Source organism: Streptococcus parasanguinis CC87K (assembly GCF_000507765.1).
Classification (GTDB): domain Bacteria; phylum Bacillota; class Bacilli; order Lactobacillales; family Streptococcaceae; genus Streptococcus; species Streptococcus parasanguinis_J.
On the sequence record NZ_KI669401.1, the window covers coordinates 1225045 to 1248536 of the forward strand.

19 protein-coding genes and 1 pseudogene are annotated in these 23492 nt (G+C 44.0%); 8 read left to right on the top strand and 12 right to left on the bottom strand.

Annotation, left to right across the window (positions count from 1 at the left end):
* Nucleotides 1–63 precede the first annotated feature (63 nt).
* Both HMPREF1195_RS05865 and HMPREF1195_RS05870 read left to right on the top strand, forming a co-directional pair.
* A complete protein-coding gene (locus HMPREF1195_RS05865) occupies nucleotides 64–603 on the top strand; it encodes a TetR/AcrR family transcriptional regulator (protein WP_023919073.1) in 540 nt (179 codons plus the stop codon).
* A 39-nt stretch (nucleotides 604–642) separates the two neighbouring features.
* Nucleotides 643–975: a hypothetical protein gene (locus HMPREF1195_RS05870; RefSeq protein WP_023919074.1), complete on the top strand. Its 333-nt coding sequence runs from the start codon at nucleotides 643–645 to the stop codon at nucleotides 973–975.
* A gap of 49 nt (nucleotides 976–1024) precedes the next feature.
* On the opposite strand, the gene HMPREF1195_RS05875 is transcribed toward HMPREF1195_RS05870, so the two are convergent.
* Nucleotides 1025–1963, bottom strand: a complete 939-nt coding sequence (locus HMPREF1195_RS05875; protein ID WP_023919075.1) for an AEC family transporter — start codon at nucleotides 1961–1963, stop codon at nucleotides 1025–1027.
* Nucleotides 1964–2186: 223 nt separating this feature from the next.
* Between HMPREF1195_RS05875 and HMPREF1195_RS11230 the strand changes: the two genes are divergently transcribed.
* Nucleotides 2187–2348: a hypothetical protein gene (locus HMPREF1195_RS11230; protein WP_001062367.1), complete on the top strand. Its 162-nt coding sequence runs from the start codon at nucleotides 2187–2189 to the stop codon at nucleotides 2346–2348.
* Nucleotides 2349–2562: 214 nt separating this feature from the next.
* Here HMPREF1195_RS11230 and HMPREF1195_RS05885 read toward each other — a convergent pair whose 3' ends face one another.
* The 6 genes from HMPREF1195_RS05885 to HMPREF1195_RS05910 form a co-directional block, all read right to left on the bottom strand.
* On the bottom strand, nucleotides 2563–3363 hold the full coding sequence (locus HMPREF1195_RS05885) for an energy-coupling factor ABC transporter ATP-binding protein (RefSeq protein ID WP_023919076.1): 801 nt from the start codon (nucleotides 3361–3363) through the stop codon (nucleotides 2563–2565).
* Complete coding sequence (locus HMPREF1195_RS05890) at nucleotides 3350–4186, bottom strand: ABC transporter ATP-binding protein (RefSeq protein ID WP_023919077.1); 837 nt, start codon at nucleotides 4184–4186, stop codon at nucleotides 3350–3352. Before HMPREF1195_RS05890 ends, HMPREF1195_RS05885 begins: the two co-directional genes overlap by 14 nt.
* The gene (locus HMPREF1195_RS05895; RefSeq protein ID WP_173018872.1) at nucleotides 4162–4953 is read right to left on the bottom strand and encodes an energy-coupling factor transporter transmembrane component T; all 792 of its coding nucleotides are present in this window, start codon (nucleotides 4951–4953) and stop codon (nucleotides 4162–4164) included. The genes HMPREF1195_RS05890 and HMPREF1195_RS05895 overlap by 25 nt, the downstream gene beginning before the upstream one ends.
* Nucleotides 4953–5555: a hypothetical protein gene (locus tag HMPREF1195_RS05900; protein ID WP_023919079.1), complete on the bottom strand. Its 603-nt coding sequence runs from the start codon at nucleotides 5553–5555 to the stop codon at nucleotides 4953–4955. The genes HMPREF1195_RS05895 and HMPREF1195_RS05900 overlap by 1 nt, the downstream gene beginning before the upstream one ends.
* A gap of 336 nt (nucleotides 5556–5891) precedes the next feature.
* Nucleotides 5892–11291, bottom strand: a complete 5400-nt coding sequence (locus HMPREF1195_RS05905; RefSeq protein ID WP_023919080.1) for a Cna B-type domain-containing protein — start codon at nucleotides 11289–11291, stop codon at nucleotides 5892–5894.
* Nucleotides 11292–11542: 251 nt separating this feature from the next.
* Nucleotides 11543–12598 carry an acyltransferase family protein gene (locus HMPREF1195_RS05910; RefSeq protein WP_023919081.1) on the bottom strand — a complete coding sequence of 352 codons (1056 nt, stop codon included), beginning with the start codon at nucleotides 12596–12598 and terminating at the stop codon, nucleotides 11543–11545.
* Nucleotides 12599–12716: 118 nt separating this feature from the next.
* Here HMPREF1195_RS05910 and pabB point away from each other — a divergent pair, with 118 nt between their 5' ends.
* The 4 genes and pseudogenes from pabB to HMPREF1195_RS05930 all read left to right on the top strand — a co-directional run bounded on the left by pabB (nucleotide 12717) and on the right by HMPREF1195_RS05930 (nucleotide 17057).
* On the top strand, nucleotides 12717–14444 hold the full coding sequence (gene pabB, locus HMPREF1195_RS05915) for an aminodeoxychorismate synthase component I (RefSeq protein WP_023919082.1): 1728 nt from the start codon (nucleotides 12717–12719) through the stop codon (nucleotides 14442–14444).
* A pseudogene (locus HMPREF1195_RS05920) lies at nucleotides 14444–15053 on the top strand (alpha/beta fold hydrolase). The gene pabB and the pseudogene HMPREF1195_RS05920 overlap by 1 nt, the downstream one beginning before the upstream one ends.
* A gap of 285 nt (nucleotides 15054–15338) precedes the next feature.
* Nucleotides 15339–16247: an ABC transporter ATP-binding protein gene (locus HMPREF1195_RS05925; protein ID WP_023919084.1), complete on the top strand. Its 909-nt coding sequence runs from the start codon at nucleotides 15339–15341 to the stop codon at nucleotides 16245–16247.
* A gap of 57 nt (nucleotides 16248–16304) precedes the next feature.
* On the top strand, nucleotides 16305–17057 hold the full coding sequence (locus tag HMPREF1195_RS05930) for an ABC transporter permease (RefSeq protein ID WP_006595651.1): 753 nt from the start codon (nucleotides 16305–16307) through the stop codon (nucleotides 17055–17057).
* Between the two features lie 20 nt (nucleotides 17058–17077).
* Here HMPREF1195_RS05930 and HMPREF1195_RS05935 read toward each other — a convergent pair whose 3' ends face one another.
* Both HMPREF1195_RS05935 and HMPREF1195_RS05940 read right to left on the bottom strand, forming a co-directional pair.
* On the bottom strand, nucleotides 17078–17965 hold the full coding sequence (locus HMPREF1195_RS05935) for a sensor histidine kinase (protein WP_023919086.1): 888 nt from the start codon (nucleotides 17963–17965) through the stop codon (nucleotides 17078–17080).
* Nucleotides 17965–18654 (bottom strand): response regulator transcription factor, encoded by a 690-nt coding sequence (locus HMPREF1195_RS05940; protein ID WP_023919088.1) that lies wholly within the window; start codon nucleotides 18652–18654, stop codon nucleotides 17965–17967. The genes HMPREF1195_RS05935 and HMPREF1195_RS05940 overlap by 1 nt, the downstream gene beginning before the upstream one ends.
* 204 nt (nucleotides 18655–18858) lie before the next feature.
* Here HMPREF1195_RS05940 and HMPREF1195_RS05945 point away from each other — a divergent pair, with 204 nt between their 5' ends.
* A complete protein-coding gene (locus HMPREF1195_RS05945; protein WP_023919090.1) occupies nucleotides 18859–19392 on the top strand; it encodes a hypothetical protein in 534 nt (177 codons plus the stop codon).
* 114 nt (nucleotides 19393–19506) lie between these two features.
* On the opposite strand, the gene HMPREF1195_RS05950 is transcribed toward HMPREF1195_RS05945, so the two are convergent.
* The 3 genes from HMPREF1195_RS05950 to spxB form a co-directional block, all read right to left on the bottom strand.
* Nucleotides 19507–20946 (bottom strand): 6-phospho-beta-glucosidase, encoded by a 1440-nt coding sequence (locus tag HMPREF1195_RS05950; RefSeq protein WP_023919092.1) that lies wholly within the window; start codon nucleotides 20944–20946, stop codon nucleotides 19507–19509.
* A 188-nt stretch (nucleotides 20947–21134) separates the two neighbouring features.
* Nucleotides 21135–21482, bottom strand: coding sequence for a VOC family protein (locus HMPREF1195_RS05955; RefSeq protein ID WP_023919094.1), 348 nt, complete (start codon nucleotides 21480–21482; stop codon nucleotides 21135–21137).
* 108 nt (nucleotides 21483–21590) lie between these two features.
* Nucleotides 21591–23366 carry a pyruvate oxidase gene (gene spxB, locus HMPREF1195_RS05960; RefSeq protein ID WP_023919095.1) on the bottom strand — a complete coding sequence of 592 codons (1776 nt, stop codon included), beginning with the start codon at nucleotides 23364–23366 and terminating at the stop codon, nucleotides 21591–21593.
* Nucleotides 23367–23492 lie beyond the last annotated feature (126 nt).

Sequence of the window (23492 nt, forward strand, 5' to 3'; positions counted from 1 at the left end):
GGAAAGGATAGAAGCAAACTGTTTAGGCTGTCCGTTACTGAACAGTTTGTTCAAAGTGTCCATATGACAGCACAGGATCGTCGCATCACCAAAACTCGAAAAGCTATCTATCAAGCTTTTTTACAATTACTCAACCAAAAAGACTACGAGCCCATCACGGTTCAAGAAATCATTGACTTAGCCGATGTGGGGCGATCAACCTTTTATAGCCATTACGAAAGTAAGGAATTATTGCTAGATGAACTCTGTCAAAAGCTCTTTCACCATCTCTTCGAGCGTGCTGAACACCTCTCCCCACAAGACTACCTGGCCCATATCTTTCAGCATTTCAAGAAAAATCAAGACCATGTAACCAGTCTCTTGCTCTCTAAAAACGATTATTTTATCCGGCAACTGCGAAAAGAGCTGGAACATGATGTCTACCCAATGGTAGCAGATGAACTCATCAAGGCCCATCCAACTCTCCCTCACTCTTACCTCAAACACTTGGTCGTCAGCCATTTCATCGAAACCCTCAGCTGGTGGTTGAAAAAAGGCAAGTCCTACACCGAACAAGAAGTGATTCAGTTTTATTTGGAGATACTGAAAGTGGGTACTAACTAAGAACCGACTTCACATCATTTATCATAGAAAGGAAACCCTATGTTCTTCCCCATTCTTATCGGCTTTTTTACAGTCTTCTTTGCCCTTGCTTTTGTTCTTCTTCACTTATTGGCTTCTCTTTCTGAAGTTAAAAAAGGGAATCACACTCTAGGAAATACATTTCTCCTCATCGGAAGTAGCCTTGCGACCTTATCACTCATCCTCTACTTCTTTTTACCGATTGTCGCTCTAGTCCTTTGGCTGATCGGCTGTGGTTTGATTTGCTACGGGGCCTATTGGAATGGGAAACACAAAGGAAACCTCCATCCAGCCCACCACCTGATTCGGATGGGCATCGTTCTGGTCCTTACCATCTTGTTAGCCTTGTTATAAGAAAAGCTCAAGTTTGCAGAAAAACTTGAGCTTTTGTTTTTTCTATTTGTTAAGCCATCAACAGCATGAGAAAAGGAATCACCACCATGGTTGCAAGGGTCGTCTCTGTCACCATGACGGCTGCATAATCACTATCAGCTCCGTAGAGTCTGGCAACAACTGGCGCATTGGTCATCACAGGCATGGCAGACTGGATGATAAAGACTTGCTTCATCAGGCTTGGAAGAGGCAACCAGTAGACGATGGAAGCCATCAAAAGAGGGGCAACCAGGAAGCGACCTAGTAGAATCAATAGCTGATCTTTTCCCAGAACCAACTGCTTCACACCTACATGAGACACTGACAAACCGATAAATATCATGGATAAAGGGGTTGTTAAATTACCCAGATACTGCAAATCACTGGCTAGAAAGGCTGGCAACTTGATCTGCAGCATCACCATGACTAGCCCCAAGAGAAAGCCCATCAGGGGCGGAGAAAAGACTTTCTTCAGACTCGTTTTGAGATCAAACTGCGCTTCTCCCTCACCATCTCGCTGAATCAGATAGGTCCCCAAGGTCCAGAAAAAGGTCGTATTGCACATGTAATAGATCAAAACATAGGGAATGCTGGCATCCCCGAAAAGGGCCTGGTTGATGGGGAGCCCCACAAAAATCGTATTGGAATTAAAAAACATGGAAATAAAGAGGCCACGGCGGTCCTGCCTCACTGCAAAGATCCTTGCTACTGCTGTCGCGATGCCAAGTAAAATGACCATAGACAGGGCAGGAAACCGCAAGGCTGGCAACATTATAAGTAGATCCGCTGCTGTGAAGCGCTGCGTGATGGTGTAGAGCATATAGCAGGGAAGAGCAACTTGAGTGACCAATTTAGCGAGTAGGCCACGTGACTTGTCATCAAACCAGCCTTTTTCACCAATGACAAAGCCCACTAAAATCACGCCCAGGATGACGAGGATCCCCGATATGCTCCTCAAAAAGATGTCCATGTTCTCTCCTTTTCTTTTTTAAATTTGAACTAAAAAAATCATTTTTTACAAGGCTCAAAAACTACTCTAGTATATCATAAAAAGAGGTGGGGCAACATGCCCAACCTCATGTATTTTATTAATTGTCACTAATACCCCTTCTTAGCAGCTTTCGTCCATTGGTACCAACCAACTAGACTGTTGATAAGGTAAATAAAGAAAAACCAATAAAATGGTGGGGACTATGGCGAAAATAGATGATTCAGTTAAAAAGAAAGTTCCAGAATTGCGATTTAAAGGATTCACGGATGAATGGGAACAGCGTAAGTTGGGAGACGAAGTTCGAATAGTGATGGGACAGTCTCCTAATTCAGAAAATTATACTGATGATCCTAATGGGCGCTAAAAATGCGAAGACCTATTTTGTATTAGTCAAACAAAAGATCCAAAATAAATGGTATATGATTATGACCATGAAACAAAGTAAAACCAAACCGAGTGATCTGAGGAAGCACCCGATGATCATGAAACGTTATTAAACACAAAAGTCACCCATGTGAGTTCTTGCCAGAAGCTGAAGTTAATCCTTCAACCTGGAAAACCCGCAGAGGTGACTTTTTCTATACATCTCGATTTTTCTGGCAATAATCATTAACCGATAAATATGTCTGTGAATCACCCAGCGACTCCGCTATGTCCATAATCCGCGGTGGTAGTAATCCCACTCGCTGGACAAGTTCGCGATCGCTGAACAATTCCCGTGGACTGCCGGCGAAGCTAAACTTCCCGTGTTCCATAACATACACCGACTCAAACTCGGCGGCGACCCAATCCATGTCATGGGTGATGGTCACAACTTGGTGGCCCGAATCAGCCAACTGATGGAAAATTGCGGTCAACTTGCGCCGGCTTTCCCAATCAAGCGACATCATCGGCTCATCAAATAAATAAATCGCCGGATCCACTGCCAAAACTGTGGCAACGCTCAACAGCTTGCGTTCCGACAATGACAGGTCATATGGACTTTCAGCTATTTTATCATCCAAGCCAACTCTTTTTAGGGCCGCTAAAGCCCGCCTCGTAATCGTGTCGTGGTCATCCATGACCTGCGCGACACTCCACTCCACCTCTCGTTGAACGGTCGGGTTGAAAAGCTGATCGTCAGGATTCTGAAAAGTAATCCCAACCTTCAGTAACTTTTCGACTGGTTTAAGATCATTAAAATTTTCTCCATCGATCTTAATCACACCGGTTTGTGGTGTCAGCAAGCCCGTCAACAATTTGAAGAGCGTTGATTTGCCGGCACCATTTTGGCCAACAATCGCCACCATCGGATCGGCGAAGTGTTTGTCTTCAACATCCAAGCTAAAGGACCGTTCCGGATAAGTGAACGTCAGGTGGTTCAGTTCAATTGTGGACATAAAAAACCTCCTTCAGTTCAGCGTCATTCACCGGATACCGGCCATCAGCCAAGTGCCAATCCATTTTTTGAGCAAGTTGCTGGATTGTCGGGGCTGGAATCTGCCAGTCAGCTGCCAAATGATTAAACACCTCACCCGGCCTGCCCTGGGCTACCATTTGACCCTCGTGCAGCACCCACACAACGTCGGCGACTTCGCACAAATCGTCAATTTCACTGGTGACAATGAAGACAGTCGTCTCTTTGACTTGGGCCAACCATTGGAAAAATTGTCGGCGGCCAAGGGGATCCATCTGACTGGTCGGATCATCCATAATCAAAACAGCCGGGTTAGCCGCAATCGCCGTGGCAATTGCCAACCGCTGGATCTGACCACCGGAAAGGCTCTCGGGACGCGAATTCAGCTGTTCAATCAGCCCCATTTGCATGGCAACTTCTTCAACCCGTTTTTGAATCAGTCCTTCAGCCATTCCCTGATTAATCAAGTCAAAGGCGATTTCATCGGCAACCGTTTCTGCCAACCCGCTTAGTTGGCCAGCTGGATTTTGCAGTACAACTCCATTCATGGCATTATAAACGGGCCAATTGTCGGACACTCGCTGGCCAAACATGTGCCAGTCGCCCTCAATCTCAGCAGACACAATTTTGGGAATGACCCCTGCCAGCACACGGCACAAAGTCGATTTGCCGGAGTGGCTATTCCCGATAATCCCAACCACCTGGCCGGTATGAACCTCCGCGTTAATCTGACGCAGTTGTGGTTGCTCAGTACCCGGATAACGGGTGGTCAAATTTTCAATTACAATCCGTTTATCTTCGTCCATATCTTCCACCCAATCAATAAAATTGCCAATCCAGTCAGACCAATGTGCAGCGTCCGCGACAGGCGATACACGCGCTGGGAGGTTCTGACAGTCCGGTTGGGATTATCAAAACCTCTCAGTTGGAGAGAAATCGACCGCGCCATCGATTGGTCCAAGGTCTTAATCACCAATGGAATTAGAACCGGCAGGACTGACTTTAATTTCTGAATCAACGTTTTTTGCGGATTGGTTCCGCGAACTTTTTGTGCCTGCTGGATTTTCCTCATATTGCGCATCATTTCCGGCAAAATATAACACACCGACATCAGAACGTAGACGGTTTTATAAGACAATCCGGACAGTTCCAAATAGGCCGCGTTTTCTGAAATACTCGTGGTCACCATAAAAAAGCCACTGGTCAAAATAATCACCAATACTCGACAACCCAGAGTGGTGGCGTAAATCAGGCCTTCTTTGTAGAACGACACCCCAAGCACAGAAAACAGCAAAGTTTGATTCCGACTGTAAAATAACCCTTGGATGATCAGCATGGTGCAAATCAGAAACAGGCTGAATCCCAGCGCCTTAAAGATGGTAGAACTCAATTTGGAAAATAACAATAGCAGTGTTGCGACAAGAATTAATCCGGCCTGAAGCAATAAATTCATACTGGCAAAGCTCAACAACGTCATGTCCAAGATGAACAAGAGCTTAGTAATCGGATCGATCACCTGGTACCACTTGAGCTTGACCCGTGGCGCTCCAGAAATCAATGTTTGATCAGTCATCATTTATCACCGCTAAAGAAGTGCACCATCCGCTTCGGCAGCTGACGATAGATGAAGAATGCCAGGTAGGCCACGCAGACTTTATCCAAAATATCCAAGACAAACTCATCGGTAAATGAGGCCAGCCACACTGGTGCATGATTGGCGACCATTACCGCAAACAATGAGTCACCCCAAGCGATACCGGTCTGACCACCCCAAAAGATGACGTTGAGTGGCGTTGAAATGGCAGCTGAAACGATGGCAATAATAATAGCAGAAACAAATACTCGTCGCGCTGACGAGAACCACCCATTGGCGTGCAAAACTCCGACAGCAATCCCAATTCCGATGCTGGTAATCGCATACACGGTTGAAATTGGCGATAAGGTCAGCCCATAGATCACGTTGTTGATGAAACCACTGATGGCACCGGCAACCGGCCCAGCCAACATGCTGGCAAGAAAGGTTCCCAAAGACCCCAGCCAAACGGGCAACTTTAACCCCTCCGCCAAGGCTTTGGCAACATAGTTAATCCCCACGGCAGCGGGAATCAAAGTCATGGTGGCAGCACTTAACTTAAATTTCCACATACTGGTACGATGAATCGGTTCTGTTTTCATAATCTTCTCCTTTTGTTTTTAAAGAGCCGTGTCTGTTTAGACTTTCGGACGCAACGCTCTATAGATTTTTATGGTTGAACTGCCTTCATTCTAGCAGAATCACCTTAGTCGACATCGGATCTTCTCCTTTAAAATGCTTGTTCAACAGTTCACAACTAATCATACTCCTATTTTCATGGAAGTCAAGAATTTTCTGAAATTTTTTTGGAAACGTTCGGGAATTGAAAAATAGAGCAAGCGCCCATGAGAATGATCGCTAGACGATTAAAAGAGGCTACTATAAAAAAACAAACACCATCTCTGGTGTTTGTTTCATTTTATAAAGGAAGCACTAGCTTATTTTTTCTTTTTCTTCAAAATATAAGCTGCAATGCTTGCCAAGACAAAGGCTAAAACAAGGCTAATAATAGAGATGGTCGTACCTGTATTTGGTAAGAATCCTAAGATCTTGCCTGGTTTCTTCGGCTCTGGTTGGCTTGGTTTTTTAGGTTCAGGTTGACCCGGTTTCTTTGGTTCAGAAGAACTTGGAGGAGTTGGTTGTTTTGGAGTTTCTTTTGGAACATGCTTGTTAGTAATCACAACATTTCCTTTACCATCCTCGTCGTTACGAGCTTCATAGCCCTTTGGAACACTGACTTCTCTCACTGTATAAGTGATGGTGTTTCCATTTGCTTTTTCATCTAAATCTGCAAAGGTATGGGTCCACTTGTTTTCAGCTGACAATTCTACTTCTTGACCGACTTTTTGATCATTGGCATAGAGTTGAACGCGAATACTCTTCGGACGAATTCCATCCTTGTCATTCTCATCATCCCACTTCTTAGTGACCGTGACGCTTGTCTTACCAGGTGCATGGGTATTGGTAATGGTATAAGCAGCCTGATCAATTGTAGTCGTATATTCAGCTACCTTCTCTTCTTGAAGAGTATAGACGATTTCTTTTCCATCCTTGAATTTTGGTAGACCTGTGAAGCTTTCTTTCCAATCTGTCGCATTGGTGAGTTCTTTTTGAGCAACTTTTTCACCATTGGCAAGAAGGTTCACCACGATACTTGCTGGACGAAGACCATCTTGATTGTCTTGGTCATTCCAAATCTTGGTCACTGGAATATCGATCACCGCTGGCGTATGCGTATTGGTCAAGATCGTGTGAGCAGCATCAGAGGTATCAGCAGTGACTTGGTAGCCTTCAGGAACAGCGACTTCTTCCACACGGTAGCTGATAGCTTGACCAGCTTTCTTTTCAGCTAATTTGCTAAAGGTATGAGTCCACTGATTGTCCGCTGACAATTCAACTGGATCCCCTACTTTTTCATCACCAGCGTAGAGTTGAACCTTGATCGATTTTGGACGAAGACCATCTTGGTCGTTGGCATCTTCCCATTTCTTCGTAACTTTCATCTCTGTAAGAGCTGGTTCATGCGTATTGGTCAAGACAACATTGGCCTTGTCCTTATCATTTACCGTCACCTTGTAACCATCTGGAACAGCGACTTCTTTCACCGTATAAGTAATTGCTTTTCCAGCTGCCTTGGCATCAAGGTTTTCAAATGCACCTTTCCAGTCATTCGCTGCTGAAAGTTCTACCACTTGATCCGTTGCAAGGCCATCTTTGTACAATTGAACTTGAATGCTGGCTGGACGGAGACCATCTTGGTCGTCTCCATCTTCCCACTTCTTGCTCACTTCTACTTTGGTCTTTTCTGGTTCGTGCGTGTTGGTCACGACTACTTGACCTGGGTTGCTTGCTTCGACGGCTTGTGTGTAGCCTTCTGGAACATCGATTTCTTTGACTGTATAGTTGATAACTTGGCCAGCTTTCTTCTCATCTAGGTTTGAGAAGGTATGGGTCCATTTGTTATCTGCTGACAATTCAACAGCCTTACCAACCTTTTGATCACCAGCATACAATTGAACCTTGATTGTTTTTGGACGAAGGCCATCTTGGTTATTGGCATCCTTCCAGTTTTTCGTAACAGTCAGGCTTGTCTTACCTGGTTTGTAAGTATTGGTAATTGTAGTGCCATCAATCTTAGTGGTGTAATTGTCCACTTTGTCTTCTGTCACTGTGTAGACAACTTTTTGTCCATCTTTATAGACTGGTAGATCTGAGAAGGTATGAGTCCATTCATCTCCTTCACCAGTCAGATCAAGAGCTTGAACCTCTGTTCCATTTGCCAAGAGGTGAACTTTGATGGTAGATGGGCGAAGACCATCTTGGTTTTGTGCATCATCCCAGACTTTCTTGACTGTAACCGTCGTGGTCTCAGGAGTGCGCTTGTTAGTGATGGTGGCTTTTCCATCTGTGAAGCTAGCTTCTTCTGTATCGACCGTATAATGAGTCGGAACTTTCACTTCCTTAACAGTGTAAGTATTGAGCTTGCCATCACTGTCTTTATCTGGAAGATTCGTAAAGTGGGCTTTCCAGTCTGTTGCGGCTGAAACCGTGACTGGTTTTCCTTGAGCTTTGCCATTCTTATAGAGTTGGAATTCCACACTTTCTGGGCGAAGCCCTTCTTGGTTGTCTTGGTCATCCCAAACTTTTGAAGCTTCAAGATCAATATACTTGATATCTGCTTCATTAGCGATCTCAACTGGGACTGCTTTTGATCCAACCGCTTTTCCATCCACCGTGACGTGGTAAATTTGTTTGTCCGCATCATAGGTGACAATCACGGCATGTTCTGTTTCATCCAACTTATAGTTTGCAGGTGCTTTGCTTTCTTTGAGCGTATAGGTTCCTTCTGTTAAGGTGTTAAAGGAAAGTTCTCCATTTTTATCAGAAGTTGCCGTCGCAACAACCGCACCATTCGCATCAGTTAAGGTAAATTCAGCGCCTTCAAGGACTTTCTTCGGATCATCCTTGTCTACCTTCTTGACTTGGAAAGCAGCCGAGAAGATTTGTGCAGTTACGGTATTAGACTCACGATTTCCTTCGTGACCTTTCGCCTTGTAACCAAACTGGTTATGAGCTTGAACAAGACCGGAACGACCGCCGTTGTCTTCATTATCTTTGGTGCGTTTTTGCATCAAGGCCTTGACTTCATCGGTCAATTCACTTGGATTCACGACTGGGACACCAAAGCTGGCTTCACCACGCGCAGGAATCGTAGTACCAGCATTTGCAACTAACTTGATTCCTGTTACTTGACTGTAATCAGACACAGCTGTCGTCCAGATATCCTTGTCAGCAGCCTGTGCCATGGTATCTGTCGTAACGCTTGTATCAGTTGTATAGTAGACCGTCCATCCTTCTGGAGCAGTTACTGGTCCACGAAGACTAACCGTATATTCTGTCATTCGACCAGATCCATCTAAAGTGTTGACATCTTTGACTTTTGGCAATATATCATAGATGACTCCATCTTCTACTGCCTTATCCGTATTATTTTTAATGGTGAGTTTGTAGTTAAAGGTTTCACCTGGTTTGAAGGTACGTGTCACAATCGAAGCGTCTGACAGGTCATCATTTTTAGCAATGTATTTCCGTGCATAGATTCCCTCAGCAGCCACAATTGTATAGTTTGATTGGGCATATGGAATCTTATCTGTTGTTGAACCATTCCCATTCAGATCGTAAACGTCTTCCGTTACCCGATCAGGGTTGGCATTTTCAAGATCGTGGATGCCGTTTCCAGCGACATAGACTTTATTTGTGAAGGTACCACCATCATCTTTCCCTTTCAGATCAGCCACGATAAACGGTAGACGCACGCGATTAAGATCTTTAAGAGAAGCTTTAATAAACTCTTTTTGATCCAAATGCATGATGAGAGCTGTCCGTCCAGAATTGTGGTAGTTTTCAATGACATCGTAGCTCTTTAAGAATTTCATACCTTTTTCATTAGAGGCAAGGTTTCTTTCAAAATCTTTATAGTCGACTTTAAGGGTATTTGGATCATACAGATCAATGATTCGCAGGTCTCCATAATCCTTATCAGGATCCAAGACCACTTTGGTTGCCATCAAACCAAAACGAATATTTTGTCCATCAGTATAACGAACATTATTATAATCCGTCGTTTTTGAAATCTCAAAGCTTTCCTTCAAAGGAATCAGCTTAAAGGTCCAATTTGATGTTTGGTCTTTTGCAACATTTGATTGTGTTTGATAAGTGACACGACCCGTATTCTTGAATTCATTCTTGGTCGCATCATTTTCATCGTAACGAGTCTTTTCTGGATCTTTGAAGCTTGTATAGGTATTGAGGCGAATTCCTTGACCAGATTGAAGGACAAAGTCATCCTTCATTTCCATCCGCCAACCGACAACTGTTCCATACTTGGTTAAATCGATCAAGCCATTGCCGTCTTTATCAGTTTCTGGCTGAATTTTTTTTTTACTACCATCGTCCAAAGTAAGGATCAAGCGTTTCACATATTTGCTAACAAACTCGCCATTTCCATAATTCCCTTGCATGAGACGAGCGTAATCAATTTTGGTAAATTTTAACCGAGAGTCCACTGTCTCATCATAGAAAACAAAATTCTTTTGTGGTGAAGGAGTTTTGTTATCAAAAGCGATGATCCACTTATAGTTTGCTGCTTTATATTCAGTTGAATCATAGACATCACCATCTGCTTTTTTGGCAAAACTTCCAGCCCCTTCCAGGTCACGAGAAGTCAAGCGGAAAATGAGAGAATCTTCAGCTGTAATATCTGGTTCTCCCTCTCCACGGTTAGCAGGGATCCCAACAACACTACCTGCATTTGTCAAATCCTTACTGAGAACATCCTTCAGCGTTTGATCCTTCTCTAATACCAAATCCGGGAATTTCAAGTAGAGGTAACTTGAATTCTTGATTTGAGTCATCAGATCTATGTGATACGTTGCTGGATTATCATTTGCTACGGCTGTAAATGTCTTCGAAACCGTTCCATCTCCATTGTCTACCCAACCTTCAGACTTAGCTGTATCTAGAACTGCTGTCCGGGTATTGCCATTTTTATCTGTATAGGTTGGTAACTTATCGGTGATGGTTGCTGACTCCAATTGACGGTATTGACCTTCATACTGTCCTTGCATTCCCTCCAATTGAAATGCAAATGGGACAGATGATGGCGTTTCAATATAATTTTTCCCGTCAGCCCCTTTGACCACTCCAGGCATGGCTTCCGCATAGTCCTTGGACATGGCTTCATTCAAGTTTTGGTTGATATACTTGGTCAAACGGTAGTCATTGTACTTGGGTTTCCAAATGATATCATTGAGCTTCGTTTCTTGCCCATTGATATTCAATGTTCCTGTAATATCCAATGAATAATTTGTTGGTGCATAACCAAGCTTAAATTTTCCAATAAAAGGCAGAGTTAAGACTTCTGACTTTTGATAGTTGTTAAATCGGAGAGTAACTTGGTAATCATCACCAACTTTTGTAACCGTCGGTTTATCGTGTGCTGAGGCACTATTGAAGTCAGGAATACTAACTTCTCGTAGGTACTTCCCAGGAATATTTAAGGTGACCGTTACCTCATTAATATCCGTTGTCAAATTCTTAGGGGTGATCTGGATATAACCAGACATGGTATCCCCTGTATAATAGGACATTCCACCTGGATGATCTTGTTTATCCCCATACATAAGGGTAACATCCAAGGCCCCATTATCCCCGACTGCTAGCTCATTGGCAAAAGCCGTGATAGCCCCTTGACCAAGCTGACCTAGCATCATGAAAATTGTTAAAATGGCAAAACCTTTTTTCAAAAAGTCTTTCCATAATGAACGAAGCTTTTTCATGTCTTATCTCCTTTACTTTTGTTAGCCTTCCAAAAGGCCCGCCCTTTAATTTTATCACTTATTTTTTAAAATATCCTTTGCTATTCAAATTAAATCATCACTATTCAATAATATAGACATTATTTACAATGATGTCTATATTATAAATCACTATCTGGTACTGATTTCCCCTTTCTTCTATTTCTTATTCTTCCTTGATTTTCTTCATACAAAAAAACTCAAACACATCTGCTTGAGTTTTGTACACCCTACTATTGGTTGATTATTTTATCTAACTCTTCACCATTTGAAGGAATCTTTTGTTTTTCCCTTCTCTCTCGTACCCACAGCATAGCTAGTCCAAAAAGGTGACTACCAAACAAGGCAGTCACAAAAATCAGCTTGCCCCTGTCTGGATAAGAGAGAGGGAGGCTGCTAAAGCCATAGCGAGCCCACTCGATAAAGATCGGATGCGAAAAGTAAAGAGCTATACTCATTTGCTTTAAATACTGTAAATTATAGCTTTTCAAAAAGGACGATCGCAGGCAGGCATTGACAAAATAAACGGTCACAAAAGGAAGAAGAAAGAAAAAGTTCTTATCAATTCCTTGGTGTTGAAAAATAATGATCCCTTCTAGACAGAGCAATCCAAAGGCAAGAGCTAGCTTTTGCCAACGGTGAATTCTAAAAGTTTGTGCATGAAAATGGTCATACAGATAATAACCCATATAAATAAAAATGGGCGTGTAAAAGAGACCATTTCGCGCTGTAAAAAATAAATTGCTGTAGAGCTGGTAACCTTTGAGAAGACTTGTGGTGTCCAGATAAGCCGAATAGGTCTCGATCAAGCCCCAGCAGTAAAGAAGAAAGGTGATCACCCCCGTCCAAACCATACCTAGGTGTTTGACCAATTGATTGACCAAAAACAAACCCAGCAAAAAGGCTGGGATATACCAGAGTTGGTAGCACATCCCCAGATAGATCAGTGCAATGAGAACACCTGCTGGAAAAAGATAGATAGGAAGATGGAGACTAGAGAAAAAGAGCCAGGCATAAGGAAGGTAAACAAAACTCCAAAACAAATAGGTTTTTACGATTTTGGCCAGATAGGTCTTCATTTTCTTAGAATTCCCTAGTGATTGCTTGAGGAAAAAGCTGGCACAGACGATAAAAAATGGCACTGCTAGCCGGCCAAGCATACTCTTGAGACCAAAATGCAGTGGCTCATAAGAGGTCAAGCGACCACTATGCACCAAAATCACTGCAATCGCAAAGAGGTATTGAAAAAAGCTGATACTAGAGGTGTTATAGAGGGGATTCTTTTGCATAGTCCTACTCCTTGCCCAAAGCAGTTTCTATGGTTATTTTAGCATGAAAGGGAAGGCCAAGCAAGGAATCTTACATCCTTATCTACCTTTTTTCCTCTATTTTTGATATACTCAAAGCATGCATAAACAAACCATTATTGATTTTAAAGAGCTTGGATTGCGACACCTTTTCACCAAGCCCATAAAGGAATTAAAAACTAGAAACCTCGACCAGGTAGAGGCTCTTCTTAGAGAAGTCGAAGCATACCAGGAGCAAGGCTTTTATGCGGTTGGCTATGTCAGCTATGAGGCTGCTCCTGCTTTTGAGAAGAAGTTTGCTGTCCATCCAGCACCTCTTATGGGAGAGTATCTCCTCTATTTTACGATCCACGAGGAGGTCGAAACCCTTCCTTTTCCAGAGGACTATGAAGCTGTGGATCTTCCAGCCAATTGGAAGGAAGAGGTAGAGGCACCTGCTTATCAAGAAGCCATCGAGACCATCCATCACCATATCCGCCAGGGAGATACCTACCAGGTCAACTACACTGTCCAGCTTTCTCAAGAGCTAAAGTCTGACCCTTTGGCCATCTACAACCGCTTGGTGGTTGAGCAGAAAGCCCATTACAATGCCTTCATCCAGCACGATGATGTCTCCATCCTCTCCATCAGCCCTGAGCTCTTTTTTGAGCAAGACGACCGGCTACTGACCACGCGCCCTATGAAGGGAACGACGCGCCGTGGTCTCACTAACCAAGAGGATCTTCAAGAAGCTGCTTGGCTAGAAGCCGATCCAAAAAATCGAGCAGAAAACATGATGATCGTGGATCTCCTCCGCAATGACATGAACCGGATTTCGGAGATTGGAAGTGAGCAGGTGACCCGTCTTTGCCAAGTCGAGCAATACTCCACCGTTTGGCAGATGACCTCGACTATTGAAAGTCGCTTGCGAGCTGAGGTCGACCTGGTCCAAACCTTCCGAGCTCTCTTTCCTTGTGGCTCGATTACAGGAGCACCGAAGATTTCTACTATGGAAATCATCCAAAAGACAGAGGTTACTCCTCGTGGCGTCTACTGTGGAACAATCGGTATCCTTCTTCCAAGAGGGAAACGGATTTTTAATGTAGCCATCCGGACCCTTCAAATGCAAGGTAATCAAGCCATCTATGGTGTGGGAGGAGGCATCACTTGGGACAGTAAATGGGAAAGTGAATACCAGGAAACCAAGCAAAAGTCTGCTGTTCTCTACCGTCAAGAGCCTCGCTTTGAGCTCCTGACGACTGGCCGCATCCATCAAGGAGAGCTGACTTTCCTAGAGCAACACCTGATCCGTTTGAGAGAGGCCAGCCGCTACTTTGCCTATCCTTTTGACGAACCAAAACTCCTGAACGACCTTCAAGAAGAGCTCGCTCATGTAGATCCTAGCCTTGACTACCGTTGTCGCATTGCCTTGCAGAAAAACGGAAGCTTCCAACTGACGATCACCGAGCTGACAGACTTGCCAGCTAGCTATCTGCAGACCCAACTGACCGAACAAAAGCTTGATCTAGCAACTCCGTTTACCTATTTCAAGACTAGTCAGAGAAATCATCTAGCAGCTAACCATCACGAGCAGATCTTCTATCTGCCAGACGGAAGCTTGCTAGAGACGACGATTGGCAATCTTGTCCTTGAAATCAAAGGCAAGCTCTATACCCCACCAGCTCATCTCCCATTATTAGATGGCATCTACCGGCGCCATCTTCTTGAGACCCAGCAGGTGGAAGAAAAACTCTTAACTCTGAACGATTTAACAGACGCTGATCGTATTTATGCCTGCAATGCTCTTCGTGGTCTCTACGAACTCAATTTTCAAAGAAAGGATTCCTGATGAAACTTATTTTTTTACATGGACTAGGGCAGGATGTCCTCTCTTGGCAAGGAGTCCAATTTGCACTTTCACCCTTGCACTCCAAAACTTTTGATATTTTCTCCCATCCAAAAGAAAGCTATCAGGAAGTCAAAGAAAGGTTGATGGAGCGCCTCCAGCAAGAAAGCGAACCCTTTATTCTGGTAGGACTCTCACTAGGTGGCGTGCTCGCTCTGGATCTCTCCAGACAAGACTTCCCGCAACTCAAGGGCTTGGTCCTTGCGGGAACTCAATACAAACTCAACACCAATCCCCTCTATCGGCTCCAGATTCTCCTTTTTCGTCTGCTTCCCAAGCATGTCTTTGAAAAACAAGATGCCAATAAACAACAGATGCTTCAAATCTTGACGGAATTAAAAGGGCTCAATTTAACCGATACCGTTAAAGTTTGCCCTCTTCCTAGCTTGGTGATTTGTGGTAGCAAAGATTGGCCAATCTTCTTCTAAAAAATTGGCCAATCTCCTGCCAAAAGGCCGCTATCAAGAAATCGCAGACGGAGGCCATCTACTCAATACCGAGAAACCCTATGAACTCGCGCAAGCCATCAAGGAGTTTGTCGCTGAATTTTAAAATGAAGAGGCTGGGACAAAAGTCCTAGCCTCTCAATTATTTTTGGATTGTCGAGCAAGACGCAGTGGTTGAGTGGGCTCTACTATGCTGATTTCATCAGCTTTTACAGCCCTACTCAACTGTGCGGAGGTGGGACGACGAAATCGAATTCTAACGAATTACCGATTTCTGTCCCACTCTCTTTTTTTAGAAATATTTGAGAATTGCTTGATAGTTATTTGAAAAGCAAGCTGTATACTAAGAGTGTAAAGAAAACAACTAGTCATTTGGACGAAGGAGAAAACCATGGAAAAAGTATTAGAAATTTCCCATTTGAGTAAAAAATTCGGTCATCAATACGCCTTAAATGATGTGAATCTCACCATTCGCAAAGGCGACGTCTACGGACTGATCGGTAAGAACGGAGCTGGGAAAACCACCCTCATCAAGGTCATCACCCAACTAATTCAGGAAACAGACGGAAGCGTCTCTCTCTTTGCTTCTACAAGTCGCTCCCAGTGGACGCAAGCCCTAAAACGGGTTGGTTCCGTCATTGAGAGTCCCGTGGCCCATAAGCATATGACCGCTTATCAAAATCTGGTCTACTATTGCAAGGCTCGCCATATCCCCAATCCCGACCAGGTCATCAAAGAAACCCTGAACTATGTTGGCCTGAATAATACGGGTAAGAAGAAATTCCGTGATTTTTCACTCGGGATGAAACAACGGTTGGGAATTGCGATTGCTCTCATTGCTAAGCCAGATTTCCTTATTCTGGACGAACCCATCAATGGCCTTGATCCAGTCGGAATCAAGGAATTCCGTCAGATGATCAAACGCCTCAATGATGAACTCGGCATGACCATCCTCATTTCCAGTCACATCCTCTCCGAACTCTATCTGGTTGCCAATCGCTTTGGCATTGTCGACCAAGGACGCCTGATCAAAGAAATTAGCAAGGCTGAATTCGAAGAACAAGGAGAAGACTACATCATCCTCAAGACAAGTCAGCTAGCCCTTGCGAGTCAACTGATCCAGGATCAACTCCATCACCGCATCAAGGTCATCGATAAGGATGGAGAAATCCATATCTTCGGACAGACTCACGATATTAAAGTCATTGTCAAAGCCCTCGTTCAAGCCGATATTGACGTGGACGAAATCTACTATGCCCGCCAAGATCTGGAAAAATTCTTTACGGACTTGGTAGACTAGTCCAATCACCGTCTTCCTCTATTACCTATCCCACATATTTCATTTAGGAGATTTATCATGTTGCATACCATTCAAGCAGATTTTTACAGACTTTTTCGCTCCAAAGGTTTTTGGATTACAGAAGCCATTCTCGTTCTCAACATCCTGTCTGGAGTCATCTTTGGAGCTACTGGCCACGTCGGCGTCAATACGGAATCCAAATTGCCCCAAGCGACCGAAGTTTGGACAGGCTTTAAAGCTTTGACCAACTACTCTTCCAGCATCAGTGTGACTATCCTCTTTACCATTATTGTCATCACCTTGGTCCTGGGAACAGACTTAACGCAAAACTTATACAAGAATAGTCTGGCCTATGGCGTTTCGCGCACCAGTTACTACTTTGCCAAAAGCGCCGTTGTTCTGACCATTGCTCTCTTCCAATTTCTTGTTTCTTATGGTCTCGTCTTCTTGATCGCGACGCTCTACAATGGACTTGGCACCATGCCAGAGCACTTCCTTGCTCATTTTGGACTGACCGTGCTGATTCAGTTCCTTTCCACCTTGGCTTGGGTCAGCATCATTTCCTTCCTTCTTTATGCCAGCCAATCCATCACCTTGGCCTTCGTTGGCTACTTCATTGGAAATATCCTCTTAAGCCTTCCTGCGCTCTTCCTTAAAGATATTGATATTCTCCACTATCTAAACTTGGAATTCCAATATTCCATGGTACAGAGCACAACAGCAACAACCAACACCCTCTCGATCGCCCTTGGATTCATCCTTGTTTTCGGCTTCCTAGGACTGGCTACTTTTAAACACAAAGATTTATAACAAAAAGACTTGAGCAGTGCTCAAGCCTTTTTTCTTAGTGTAATGGTCAAGATAAACCAGTCTGCCTCCGTTGCCAGTTGCAAGTCCCCGCCTAAGATCTCTACAAAATTTTGAATGATATAGAGACCCAAGCCAGATGACTCTTCTGTATCCGAGAGATTTTCAGAGTAGAATCGACTAGCCAATTGGTCTAAGTGCTGGATCGGTTGTTGCACAATATTGCGCAGCTCGACTCGAATCGTGTCCGCGTCTGAGGTCAAGGTCAAACGGGCCTGCTCCTTTCCATGCTTGAGGACATTGCTGAGCATATTTTGCAAGAGGCGCTCCCAAAGCTCAGGATCGGTAGCATAATGGAGATGCTCTTCTAGCTCTACCTCTAGGGCAATCCCCGCCTCAGTCAAGCTATCGTAATACTGGAACAACTGCTGGGTCAGGACTTGGCTGAGATCGACGTCTGAAAGCCGAGGCTGAATAGCTCCCTCCATCAAGCGTCTGTATTCCAAGAGAGATTCCAGGCGTTTTGAGACGACTTGAAGATTGGAAGCAATTTTCTTCAGCTTTTCCTCTTCCTGCGTCCCACCCTTGATGATTTGTTGGGTATAGCCCGATGCAATGGTCAAAGGCGTCCGGATATCATGAGCAATATTACTAATGGCCATATCCAAGGTCTTTTTCTCTTGAAAGGCAATCCGATTGGTCCGCTCGATCTGGTCAAAGAGATCACTGACCTGCTTGGTCAAGGCGACCAATTCTTTTTTTGAGACCTGAGAGGTCAGCCGTACCCCACTTCCGCTTTGGAGCTTCTTTTGAATCTGCTCCTGCAAATCCTTTAAGGCAGAAAGCAAGCGAGCATAGCCCAAACCCAAGAAAAGGACAAGGACGACAAGAATTAGAACTAAAACCCACATTACTTGTCTCCTTTCAAGCGAACACCCAAGCCCCAGACCGTTTCAATATAGTCCTCATCTGGATCAAGCTGGGCAATTTTCTTTCGGAGATTGCTCAGTTGGGCATTGAGAGTATTGTCTCCTGGCAGATAGACTTCTTCCCAGACCGCCTCATACAATTCTTCCTTGGTAAAAATCTTCTTTGGATGCGCCAGCAAGGTCTCAAAAATTTGAAATTCTTTTTTGCCCAAGCGAAGCGTCTGTTCGCCGGACTCCAGTTCAAAGGTTTCTGGATTTAAAACCAAATTCTTAAAGGATAGCTTTTGCGATACTTGAGATTCCTGTGCTACCGTTGTTTGATTTCGCAACTGCACCGTCACCCGAGCGGCCACTTCGTCCAGATTAAAGGGCTTGACAATATAATCATTGGCACCTGCAAGGAGATACTGGCTAATGAGGTGTTTGTCTCCCAGAGCCGTCATCATGATAACCGGCACCTGACTCTGCAAACGGATCTCCTCCAGGACCTGGTCCCCATTCTTCCCTGGAAGCATGATATCCAGAAGAACCAAATCAACGGCTTCTTGCTGGAAGAGCCGCAGCCCTTCTGTACCCGAAAAGGCTTGAAGCACCTCATGGTCTTCGCTTAACAAACTATACAAAATTTCTTGGATATCATTATTGTCCTCGATTAATAAAACCCGTGCCACTTGCCTCACTCCTTTTTTCTTTTCTTGCGAAATCAGTTCTATTCCCCTAGCCTATCAAATAAAAGCTCCTTCGTCAATGAAAATCTGACTAAAAGCCTATAGTCCCCAGGTAGATCTGCATGTTAGATCATCACAAGATGAACTTGACGATCCTTTCTTTCAAAGGGTATAATAGGACCAATGACACAATAGGGAGACTCATCTATGAAAAATAATGCTAAAACTAAAATCAGTCTTGTATCCATCCTTGTCATCCTGGGCGTTGCTGCAAGAATGATGCGAGTCATCCACCGACAACAAATCAGGGAGCAAAACAAACAAACCATCCAAACAACTAAAAAGGTTGCAGAGTTTCAGAAAACACTAGACGAGGAAGAAACGAAGAAACGGAACGAAACCTTCAACAAGATTTATAATGAATCCCTTGTTCGGACAAAATTTGAGAACTGGCAAAAAGTCGATGAACTACATGGTTTGGGACAAAGAACTGGGCAATTTTATATCTATAACTTTGAAAAAAAAGAAGAGATTCTCTTAGAGAATACAGATCAAGCATTTGTTCTACCCATTCGAGACAAGAGCAATAACGTCACATTTGAGGCCATCTTTGCCCACAAGGACGGTCAGTGGCACATCATGAAGCCAGACGGAAGTTCTCAGTTGCAACTAGGAGCAGCCAACATTTCCGCTGAATCTAAGTTTGTCATCGAGAACAATGTCTTAGATTACGACCAGTAAATCCGTAATGACTTGGCTAAACTACATACAAAAAGCTTAGAACCCCAGCTTGTGGTTGGGATTCTAAGCTTTTTCGTTTATAGGAGAGAGTCGGCCAGCAAGTACCGAAAACTTTTATTCAACAGAAGCTCCATTGGTCGCAATGACTTCTTTGTACCAATAGAAGGATTTCTTACGGGAGCGCTCCAAGCTTCCCTTGCCTTCGTTGTCCCGATCGACATAGATAAAGCCGTAGCGCTTCTTCATTTCTCCTGTCCCAGCAGAGACCAGGTCAATACAACCCCAAGTCGTATAGCCCCAGAGGACAACGCCATCTTCATGGATGGCCTCCCGCATGGCTTTGATGTGGGCTGCTAAGTAGTCAATCCGGTAGTCATCCTCAATCTCCCCGGCTTCATTTGGTGTATCAACTGCCCCTAGTCCATTTTCAACGATAAATAGAGGCTTTTGATAACGATCCCAGATGGTGTTGAGGGTAATGCGGAGACCAAGAGGGTCAATCTGCCAACCCCATTCTGTGCTTTCTAGGTAGGGATTCTTCAGAGAGGCAAAGATATTGCCCGCTGTTTTTTCCCTTTCAGCTGGATCCCCTGAAGCGACCCGACTGGCATAGTAGGAGAAGGAAATAAAGTCTACCGTGTGTTCTTTCAACAATTGCAGGTCCTGCTCCGTCATCTCAACTGTGATTCCCTGACGCTCCCACTCTTTCTTGGCATAGTTAGGGTATTCCCCACGCGCCTGCACATCGATAAAGAAATAGTTCTTACGATCTTCTTCTAGACCAGCCCATACATCCCGCGGAGCACAGGTATGCGGATAGTTTTGCCCAGCTGCCAACATACAGCCGACCTTGTTGTCAGGATCAATCTCATGGGCTAGCTTGGTGGCAATGGCTGAAGCGACCAATTCATGGTGAGCCGCCTGGTATTTGACTTGCTCCTCATTCTCCCCTTCTTCAAAGCAGAGACCCGCTCCCATAAAAGGCGCATGAAGGATCATATTGATTTCATTAAAGGTTAGCCAGTATTTGACCAAGCCCTTGTAGCGAGTGAAGAGGGTCCGGCAAAGACGTTCATAACATTCCAACATCTTGCGACTACGCCAACCTCCATACTCGGTAATCAAATGCATGGGACAGTCAAAGTGGGTAATGGTCACCAAGGGCTCAATGCCATACTTGCGACATTCCTTAAAAAGATCTTCATAAAACTGTAGACCTGCCTCATTCGGCTCTAGTTCATCTCCTTGTGGGAAGATCCGAGACCAGGCAATGGACAAACGATAGGTTTTAAAGCCCATTTCCCCAAAGAGAGCAATGTCTTCCTTGTAGCGATGGTACATATCAATGCCATCCTTAGCCGGATAAAAATAGCCCTCTTCAAAGTCAAACATCTTTTTCTGACCCGTAATAATGGCGTGACGATCAGGCCCAATCGGCACCACATCCACATTGGCCAAGCCACGGCCATCTTCATTATAAGCTCCCTCACACTGGTTGGCAGCTGTCGCCCCACCCCAAAGGAAACCATCTGGAAATTGAAGTTTGTCGGTCATCTCTCTACCTCACTTGATTTGATAGTTCTATTATACCCTTCTCTTTCCAAAAAATCCTACAAGATCCTATGAAAAACTAAACCTATTCTAAGGTAACTCCTACACTTGGGAACATAAAAAGACCGGATAACTCCGATCTTTTTATGTTCCACTCCAAGAACGTTTAAATTTTTTGATAATAGAATTACCTACTTCATACGATAAAAATCAAGCACTAGACCAGCTGGGCCTTTAACTAGCAGGCTTTCGGTTCCCCAATCGGTTACAACTGGACCGTTTAAAACCTGGATACCAAGATCTTTCAACCGTTTGTAGCTCTGCTCTACATCCTCAACCTCGATATGAAGAATGATTCCTGACTGAAAGTTTTCCAAAGGAATCAAATGGTTTTGGGATAACATGAGACAGTGACTGCCAATCGTGAACTGAGCAAAATTTTGGTCAACATAGTCCGCCTTTTTGTCCAAGATACGTTCCAAGCTAGCACAGACTTGAGGAACATTTGAAACGATGATATCTAACTGATTTAAATTCATTTACTATCCTCCATAAAAAGACCGGATTGCTCCGATCTTTTAAGTTTCTCTCTACAAAATCAAAGAATATAATCTACAATATTTACATTTGATTTTCCACGAGAGGAATTATTTGATTGCGCGTGATTGCAACCCTTCTTCTTCCAAGAAGAGGCGGAATGGTACAAGCTCTTCAGCTTCGTATTTTTCTTTGAAGGCTTTGATTGCTTCTTCTGAGTGTTGTTTTGGATCCAACTCAAGAACTTCCACTGGAAGTGGACGGTGTTGCGTGATGCGAGCATCGATGACAACTGTCTTACCTTCTTTGTTCAATTTAACAGCCTCAGCAACGACTGTGTCGATGTCTTCGATACGGTCAACTGTAAATCCAACAGCACCTTGCGCTTCAGCGATTTTTGCATAGTCAGCATTAGGGAAGTCACAACCAAACAAGTGTTTGTTTGTGTCTTCGTATTTGTCCTTGATGAAGGCATATTTACCATTTGAGAAGACAACGTTGATAACTGGAAGGTCGTATTGAACGTTAGTGATCACGTCTGGGTAGCACATGTTGAATGCACCGTCACCCATGATGTTCCATACTTGGCGATCTGGATTGTCTTTCTTAGCAGCGATACCACCAGGAAGGGCAATACCCATTGTCGCAAAGAGTGGAGATGTACGCCACATGTTCTTAGGTGTCATGTGAAGGTGACGAGTAGATGTTTGAGTAGTGTCACCTACGTCGATTGAATAGATAGCGTCTTGATCAGCATGTTTGTTGATTGCATTGTAAACTTGATACAATTGCAATTCACCCTCAGTTTTACCTTCGAGTTTGTTCATGTAATCACGCCAGTTTTGGTTATTCTTAACGTTTGCACGCCACCATGGAGTAGATTCAACTGGATTCACTTTGTCAAGGATTGCTTTGGCTGCTTGACCTGCATCCCCAAGGATTGAAGCGTCTAGGGCATGACGTTTACCAAGTTTGTAAGGGTCGATATCGACTTGGATGAATTTTTCAGTATTCTTGAAGGCTTCGTAAACTTCAGCAAATGGGAAGTTTGAACCAAGGAAGAGAACTGTGTCTGCTTCAAAGACTACTTCGTTGGCTGGTTTCCAACCAACACGGTAAGCAGAACCTGTCAAACCTTCGTAGTTCCATTCGAAAGCTTCAAAGTTTTTACCAGTTGTGATGATTGGTGCTTTGATCTTACGAGACAATTCAGTGATCACATCACCAGCACCAACACCACCGAAACCAGCGTAGATCACTGGGCGTTCCGCATTGTTCAAGATTTCAACAGCTTTATCGATTTCCACTTCGTTCAAGGCAGGAGCGATAAAGTGACGTTCATAAGAACCTGATCCGTAGTAAGAGTTTTCGTCGATTTCTTGGAAACCAAAGTTTACTGGAATTTCAACAACGGCTGGACCTTTTTTAGAAACGGCAGCACGGCAAGCTTCGTCGATTACTTTTGGTAATTGTTCTGCGTAAGCTACACGTTTGTTGTAAACAGCGATACCGTTGTACATTGGGTTTTGGTTCAATTCTTGGAAGGCATCCAAGTTCAATTCGTTAACTGGACGTGATCCAAGGATAGCAAGGAATGGAGTGTTATCCATAGCTGCATCGTAAACACCATTGATCAAGTGAGTCGCACCAGGTCCACCTGAACCAACTGCAACCCCGATAGAGCCACCAAATTTAGCTTGCATAACCGCTGCAAGAGCACCAGTTTCTTCGTGACGAACTTGCAAGAAACGGATATCTTTGTCTTCAGCCAAAGCGTCCATAAGTGAGCTAAGTGTTCCAGATGGGATACCGTAGATCGTATCTACGCCCCATGTTTTCAATACATTAAGCATTGCTGCAGATGCAGTAATTTTTCCTTGAGTCATTCTAACTCTCCTTTAATTCTATTTTGATCCCTTAAAATGCAGCATAGCGCTTCTACTTCATCTTTGCGATCATCTCGCCTTGAAAATGAGTTTTTTCTGACTTTTCTCATGAAAACGATTTACAAA